General features: G+C 62.9%; 7 protein-coding genes. 5 read left to right on the plus strand and 2 right to left on the minus strand.

Annotation, left to right across the window (positions count from 1 at the left end):
• The coding region (locus tag ACXJL8_RS28455) for a response regulator (RefSeq protein WP_456685992.1) at nt 1-365 on the minus strand (365 nt) is incomplete at its 3' end.
• Nucleotides 366-476: 111 nt separating this feature from the next.
• Nucleotides 477-1,259: a Spy/CpxP family protein refolding chaperone gene (locus ACXJL8_RS28460; protein WP_456618993.1), complete on the minus strand. Its 783-nt coding sequence runs from the start codon at nt 1,257-1,259 to the stop codon at nt 477-479.
• Between the two features lie 488 nt (nt 1,260-1,747).
• Here ACXJL8_RS28460 and ACXJL8_RS28465 point away from each other — a divergent pair, with 488 nt between their 5' ends.
• The 5 genes from ACXJL8_RS28465 to ACXJL8_RS28485 all read left to right on the plus strand — a co-directional run bounded on the left by ACXJL8_RS28465 (nt 1,748) and on the right by ACXJL8_RS28485 (nt 7,235).
• Nucleotides 1,748-3,088, plus strand: a complete 1,341-nt coding sequence (locus tag ACXJL8_RS28465) for an ABC transporter substrate-binding protein (RefSeq protein WP_456685993.1) — start codon at nt 1,748-1,750, stop codon at nt 3,086-3,088.
• A 152-nt stretch (nt 3,089-3,240) separates the two neighbouring features.
• Nucleotides 3,241-4,179: a carbohydrate ABC transporter permease gene (locus ACXJL8_RS28470; RefSeq protein WP_456618991.1), complete on the plus strand. Its 939-nt coding sequence runs from the start codon at nt 3,241-3,243 to the stop codon at nt 4,177-4,179.
• On the plus strand, nt 4,179-5,090 hold the full coding sequence (locus ACXJL8_RS28475; RefSeq protein WP_456618990.1) for a carbohydrate ABC transporter permease: 912 nt from the start codon (nt 4,179-4,181) through the stop codon (nt 5,088-5,090). The genes ACXJL8_RS28470 and ACXJL8_RS28475 overlap by 1 nt, the downstream gene beginning before the upstream one ends.
• A gap of 20 nt (nt 5,091-5,110) precedes the next feature.
• Entirely contained in the window at nt 5,111-6,211 is a 1,101-nt protein-coding gene (locus ACXJL8_RS28480; RefSeq protein WP_456618989.1) for an ABC transporter ATP-binding protein, read from the plus strand.
• Nucleotides 6,212-6,245: 34 nt separating this feature from the next.
• Nucleotides 6,246-7,235 (plus strand): hydroxyacid dehydrogenase, encoded by a 990-nt coding sequence (locus ACXJL8_RS28485; RefSeq protein WP_456618988.1) that lies wholly within the window; start codon nt 6,246-6,248, stop codon nt 7,233-7,235.
• Nucleotides 7,236-7,278: the final 43 nt, after the last annotated feature.

The raw sequence follows: 7,278 nt of genomic DNA on the forward strand, positions 1-7,278 counted from the left end.
GAGCTGGACGTCTCCGGAAACATCGATTCGATCATCGCCTTGAGCTGGTCGAGGGAGATCGGCTTGCGCAGGATCGGCCGGCGCCGGAGCAGCGACGGCAGCAGTTCCGGCCCATAGCCCGTCGCGAACAGGAACGGCTTGCCGCGGCGTTCGATCAGGTCGGCGACGGGATCGACATAGACGCCCATGAGGTTGATGTCGAGGATGGCGAGGTCGTACTGCGCGGTCATCGCAAAGGCGCTGGCGTCCCGAACGTTGTCGGCTTCGGCGACGACATGGTGGCCAAGCTCCTCCACCATCTCAGCCATCATCATCCGGATCAACGCCTCGTCTTCAACCAGGAAAACGGAGAGCCCGCCTGTCATATCAACCCCGCAGCAACCACTCGAACCTAATCATAACCGAGACTACGGGAGCGTTCACGAATTCGTGGCGGGCGGCGTTAATTCGGACGCGCCCGATCCGATTCAAGTTGATCAATCCAACCCGCGCTCGTGACTCAAGCGCACCATCTCCTGGATGAAGACCTGCTTCTGCTTGTCGTCGAGACTCGAATAGAGCGGTTCGGCAGCATCGGCGACATTGCGCTGGTCGGCGGCGCGGTCGATCAGGAACTGCGCCTCGTTGCGCATCTGCTCGACGATGTCGTCCGGGGGATCCCGCTTGGCGCGCGCGACCCGCAGGTTGAGCCGCTCTGCACCATTATGCCCAAGGTAGTGCATGGCGCTGGAGAAGCCGTACCAATGCTTCTCCTGATCGGGCGTCAAATTCAGCTCGGTCTTGATCCGCTCGATATAGGAATCGCTGTTGGTGACGATCTGGTCGGCCGTGAGCTGCGGTGCGCCGCTCTGGGTCAGAACCGTAACGTCCTTGTCCTGGGGTGTGTTCTTGGCTTCCTTGGTCGCCTTGGCGCCCTTGCCCGCCTTGGCGTTCTTGGCATCCTTGTCCTTGCCGGCGCCTTGCTGCTTGGCATCCTGCTTGGCGTCCTTGGTTCCGTCCTTGGCGGCCGGCGCCTGGTTGTTGTTGTTGCCGACCCCGAGCACGCCGGTGAAGACGCCGACCACGCCGCCGATCGCGCCGCCCAGCACGCCGCCGACCGGACCGGCCGCCTTGTTGCCGGCCGCAGCGCCATCCTGAACGCCCTTGACCAGGCCTTGCGCGTTCGCCACCGCGGCTGCGCCGAGCAGCATCGCCAGCACGGAGCCCAGCGCGAACCATCGTCGCAGATAAAGCCGCACTGGCGGCGCCGGGTTGATCATTCTCGTCTCCATCGTCGATCTGTTTGGCCTGTCGGGGTGAGAGCCACCCGGCGGTTACAACTCTATCGTTTTCGCAGCTTCGCGGTCTAGCCGCCGAGAATTGCTTTCCACGCCCGAAAAGTCTTTCGCGCGAAGCGGTTATGCAGGCTTATTCGAAACTGCGGCGTAATTGCGCACGCAATGTCCCAAGCCGGCATCGCGCAAAGTGTGCGTCGCAAAATGCGCGGCGGCGGTTCACATCCGGCCCGCGCTTCCGGGCAGCGCAGCCATGTTCCGGGCCAACGTTAGTTCTAGGCGACGAGCTGTTCGCCTTCCTCGACAGACGCGATCAATCATGATCTGATCGCGCTACCAATTTGCCCCGCCGCGCGTGATCAGCCAGCGAGGCGAAGGCACTAACAAGAAACTTCCAAGAAGAAAATCAAAAGCAAAACTCGGAAGGTCAAAGGAAACGCCAGAACAATAAAACACCCAAGCGAGGAAACGAGATGTCACGCAAGACACTGACGCGACGTCAATTTGTGGCTGCCACTGCAATGTCCTCCGCGGCGCTGATCACGGCGCCCTATGTCCGGGGCGCTCACGCCGCGGGCAAACTCTCGATCGGCTTCTGGGACCACTGGGTGCCCGGCGCCAACAACGCCTCCACGGCCCTCGTCAACGAGTGGGGCGCCAAGGAGAAGGTCGAAGTCTCGATCGACTACATCACCAGCAACAACAACAAGATCCAGCTCACGGTCGCAGCCGAAGCCCAGGCCAAATCCGGCCACGATATCCTGCAGATGCCGACCTGGTGGCCGCACGCCTATTCCGAGAATCTCGAGCCGCTCAATGACGTGATGGAGCCGCTCATCAAGCAGAACGGCGACGTCAACGGCACCGTCAAATATCTCGGCCAGTCGCGCGGCAAATGGCTCGCCATACCCGCCACTCCGGGCAGCCAGATCAAGGGACCCTGCACCCGTATCGATCTGATGAAGAAGCTCGCCGGCATCGACGTCCAGGAAATGTATCCGGTCGGGGCGCCGCCCAAGGCAGACAACTGGACCCTGGACACGTTCCTGAAGGCGGCCGAGGCCTGCCAGAAGGGCGGCTTCCCCTTCGGTATCGGCCTCGGCGAAACCACCGACAGCGTCGACACCGCGGGCGCGATCTTCCAGTCGTTCGGGGCCGAGCTTGTCAACGCCAAGGGCGAGGTCACGGTGAAGACCGACGCGGTTCGCCAAGCCCTCGAATACTACAAGAAGCTGATTGCCTTCCTGCCGCCGGACGCGCCGTCCTGGGATGACGCCTCGAACAACAAATGGCTGATCTCGGGCCGCGGCGCGATGATCCTGAACCCGCCGAGCGCCTGGGCCGTCGCCAAGCGCGACGCGCCTCAGGTCGCCGAGCAATGCTGGACCCACGGCTTCCCCGCCGGGCCGAAGGGCCGCTTCGCGCCCTACCTTCCCTACTTCTGGGGTCTGTGGAGCTTCAGCAAGAACAAGGAAGCCGCCAAGAGCCTCCTCACCTATCTGTCACAGCCGTCGTCGATCGAAAAGTTTGTCGCGGCAAGCGGCGGTTACGATCTGCCCGCCTATGCCAACATGACGACGCTGAAGACCTGGCAGGAAGAAGGGCCGCCGAAAGGCACGCTCTATCACTATCCGAACCCGTATAACCATCAGACGCTGTCGATCGCAGCGTCCCCGGCGCCGCCCAAGATCGCGCAGCAGATCTACTTCCAGGCGACGCTGACCAAGATGGCGCTGCGTTTCTCGCAAGGCGAGAAGATGGAGACGACGCTCGCCTGGGCCGAGGGCGAGTGCGAAGGCTTCATGCGGAGTTAGCCGGGGGTGTGCCATGGCGGTTCGCGCATCACGCGCGAGCCGCCGGGGCAACCCGCCTCTAACACCCGCGTAGCGCAAGGAGCCGACCCATTCGGCCGGCTTCGCCATTCGATAGCCGTCAGGAAGGCCCAATCTGTTAGGAAAGCCCATTCATGGCCGACGTCGTCGTTGAGCAGGGTCGTGCAGTCCGTGCGGCGAGCACACGCAAACGCAGCAGCCTCCGCAATGCCATGGGACGCAAATCGTCGGTGGCGTTCTTCCTGACGTTGCCGCTGATCCTGCTGATTGCGCTGTTCGTGCTCTATCCCGCCGTCTATTCCGTCCATCTCGCGACGCTGAACAAATCGATGCAGAGATTCGTCGGCGTCGGCAATTTCACCTTCCTGTTCAGCCGTGACACGTTCTGGATGGTGGTGAAGCAATCCTGCATCTTCGCGGTCACCGCCGTGTTCTTCAAGGCGCTGATGGGCTTCATCGTCGCGCATTTCGTGCACAACATTCCGGCCAAAGGCCAGCGCAAATGGCGCGGCATGCTGCTGGTGCCCTGGGTCATCCCGCCGGCGATGAGCACGCTGGCCTGGCTGTGGCTGTTCGATCCGTCCTACAGCGCCTTCAACTACACGCTGTCCTTCTTCGGCATCGGGCCCATCAACTGGCTCGGCGACACCGCGTGGGCGCGCTTTTCCGTCATTCTCGTCAACGTCTGGTACGGCGCGCCGTTCTTCATGATCATGTATCTGGCGGCGCTGAAATCCGTGCCGGACCAGCTTTATGAAGCCGCGGCGATCGACGGCGCCAATTGGTGGCAGAAGATCTGGTTCATCACCCTGCCCATGATGCGCAACATCATCGCCATCACCACGCTGTTCTCGCTGATCGTCACCTTCGCCAATTTCGATATCGTCCGGATCCTGACGTCGGGCGGCCCGCTGGATCGAACCCACATCTTTGCGACCTGGGCCTTCAAGGTCGGCATCGAGGGCAGCGACATTCCGCTCGGCGCCAGCGTCTCGCTGTTCATGGTGCCGATCCTCGCGGTCGCGGCGATCTTCATCCTTCGCGATGTCTCCAAACGCGGGAACGAAGCCTGATGAGCACGCTTGCAATCGACAAGGCAGGACCGACCCGCAAGGTCAAATACGGCAGCATGAGCCGCGACCGAACCTGGGCGCTGCGCTGGTCCTATTTCTTCCTGGTGCTGTTTGCGATCTTCTCGCTGACGCCGCCGCTCTACATGCTGATCACCTCGCTCAAGAGCAGCGCGGAGATATCGGCCGCGACCAATCCGTGGTGGGTGTTCCACCCCACGCTGTCGAACTACGTCGAGCTCCTGACCTCGAACCAGTTCCTGCGCTTCTTCTGGAATTCGGCGATCGTGTCGATCGTGGTCGTGATCATCACCATGCTGATCAGCATCCCGTCGGCCTTCGCGCTGGCGCGAATGAAGTTCTGGGGCTCGACGACGCTCGCCACCGGCGTGTTCCTGACCTACCTGGTTCCGGACAGCCTGTTGTTCATTCCGCTGTTCAAGATGCTCGCGGCGGTCCAGGACATCACCGGCATCACGCTGCTGAACCGGTGGTACGTGCTGCTGTTCGTCTATCCGACGCTGACGGTGCCGTTCTGCACCTGGATCATGATCGGCTATTTCGCCTCGATCCCGAAGGAGCTCGATGAGGCTGCGATCATCGACGGCGCCTCCTGGCTCCAGACCCTGACGCGGATCTTCATCCCGGTGGCGCTGCCCGGGCTGATTGCCGCGACCATCTTCGCCTTCACGGTGTCCTGGGCCCAGTTCCTCTATCCCCTGGTGTTCACCACCTCCATAGATCAGCTCGTGCTGCCGGTCGGCATCACCACCACGCTGATCAAGGGCGACGTCTTCAACTGGGGTCAGATCATGACCGGCGCGCTGCTCGGCGCAGCCCCGCCGCTGATCATCTATGCTTTCCTGATGGACTACTACATCGCCGGCCTGACCGCCGGCGCGACGAAGGGTTGAAATCGAAGGATTGAAGTTCAATGGCCGAGGTTTCCTTGCGCAAGGTGATCAAGCGTTACGACGATGTCGAAGCCGTGCGCGGCATCGATCTCGATATCTCCGACCATGAGTTCATCGTGCTGGTCGGCCCTTCGGGCTGCGGCAAGTCGACGACGCTGCGGATGATCGCGGGGCTCGAGGACATCACCGACGGCGACATCACGATCGGGGGCGACGTCGTCAACGACGTGCCGCCGAAGGACCGCGACATCGCGATGGTGTTCCAGAACTACGCGCTCTATCCGCACATGACGGTCGCGGAGAACATGTCGTTCGGATTGCGGCTCAAGCACTATCCCAAGGCCGAGATCAAGGCGCGGGTGACGGAGGCCGCGCGCCTGCTGGACATCACCGACCTGATCGACCGCAAGCCGAAGCAGCTCTCCGGCGGCCAGCGCCAGCGCGTCGCGATGGGCCGCGCCATCGTGCGCAATCCAAAAGTCTTCCTGTTCGACGAGCCGCTGTCCAATCTCGACGCMAAGCTGCGYGTGCAGATGCGCATCGAGATCAAGAAGGTGCACCAGAAGGTGCGCACCACGACGGTCTACGTCACCCACGACCAGGTCGAGGCGATGACGCTGGCCGATCGCGTGGTGGTGATGAACAAGGGACGGATCGAACAGATCGGCACGCCGAACGAGCTCTACCACAAGCCGGCGACGCGCTTCGTCGCGGGCTTCATCGGCTCCCCGGCGATGAATTTCCTCCCCTGCCGGCTGGAGGACGTCGGCGGCAGGCTCAACATCCGGCTGACCGACCGCATCTCCTTCCCGCTGCCGCAAGCCCGCGCCGCGCGCTACAACGCACTGCCCCGAACGGAAAACCTGCTGCTCGGCATCCGTCCCGAACACCTCACGGAGGCCCACGCGCACCTGGAGCCCGGCGAAGAAACCTTCGACACCGTGCTCGACGTCACCGAGCCGATGGGGATGGAGACGCTGGTCTATTTCGGGCTCGAAGGCACGCCGGTCTGCGGCCGTGTCGATCCCAATGCCGGCGCCAAGGACGGGGCTCCCATGCGTTTGGCGATGGACCTCAACAACATGCACCTGCTAAACGAAGCGACCGGCGCCGTGTTGTGACGGCCGGCCAGAAAACGCGAGCAGGCGGGGAGAGATGGCGACCAACAAGAAGAAGATTTTCGTTACACAAACTTTGTCGCAAGGGGCACGCGCCCTCCTCACCCAGCGGGACGATATCGAGCTCGTCGAGTTTCCGAACCTGATCTCCGCCAGGGAATTCGAGGTGATGCTGAAGAGCCACGCGCCGGTCCACGGCGTGGCGCTCGGCGCCACCGCCTTCGGCGAGACCGAGCTCGAGGCATCGAAGGACATGAAGGTGGTGACACGAATCGGCGTCGGCTATGACGCCGTCGATGTGCCCGCCCTCTCCCGCCGCAAGGTGCCGCTGATGGTCGCGGGCAGCGCGAACTCCCCCTCGGTTGCCGAGCAGGCGCTGTTCATGATGCTGACACTCGCCAAGCGCGCGCAGGAGATGCACGCCTGCGTCAAGGATGGCAAATGGGCCGAGCGGCTCGGCATGCTGCCGTTCGACCTCTACGGCAAGACCGTGCTGATCATCGGCTTCGGCCGCATCGGCACCCGCACCGCCAAGCGCTGCCTGGCGATGGAGATGAACGTACAGGTCTACGATCCCTACAAGGGAGCCGCCGAGATCAAGGCCGCCGGTTGCGAACCTGTCGCCGACCTCGACGCCGCCCTGCCGCAAGCCGACTTTGTCTCCATCCACTGCCCGAAGACGCCGGAAACGGTTGGCCTGTTCAACGCGGCACGGATCGGCCTGATGAAGCCGAAATCCTATCTCATCAACACCGCGCGCGGCGGCATCGTCAACGAGAAGGCGCTGTATGAGGCGCTCGCCTCGGGCAAGCTCGCCGGTGCCGGCATCGACGTGTTCGAGCAGGAGCCACCGCCGGTCAGCAATGCGCTGTTCGCGCTGCCGAACGTCATCATGGCCCCGCATGTCGCCGGCGTCACCGTCGAGGCGGTGAGCCGCATGAGCGAGCAGACCGCGCGCAACATCCTCAGCGTGCTCGATGGCGACCCGATCCGGCAGAACATCATCAATCAGGACGTGCTGGGCTGAGTGCTCCCCCCCCCCGAAGGCGGGCGGCTAAAGCGCGATGAAT

Source organism: Bradyrhizobium sp. P5_C11_2, from assembly GCF_054049755.1.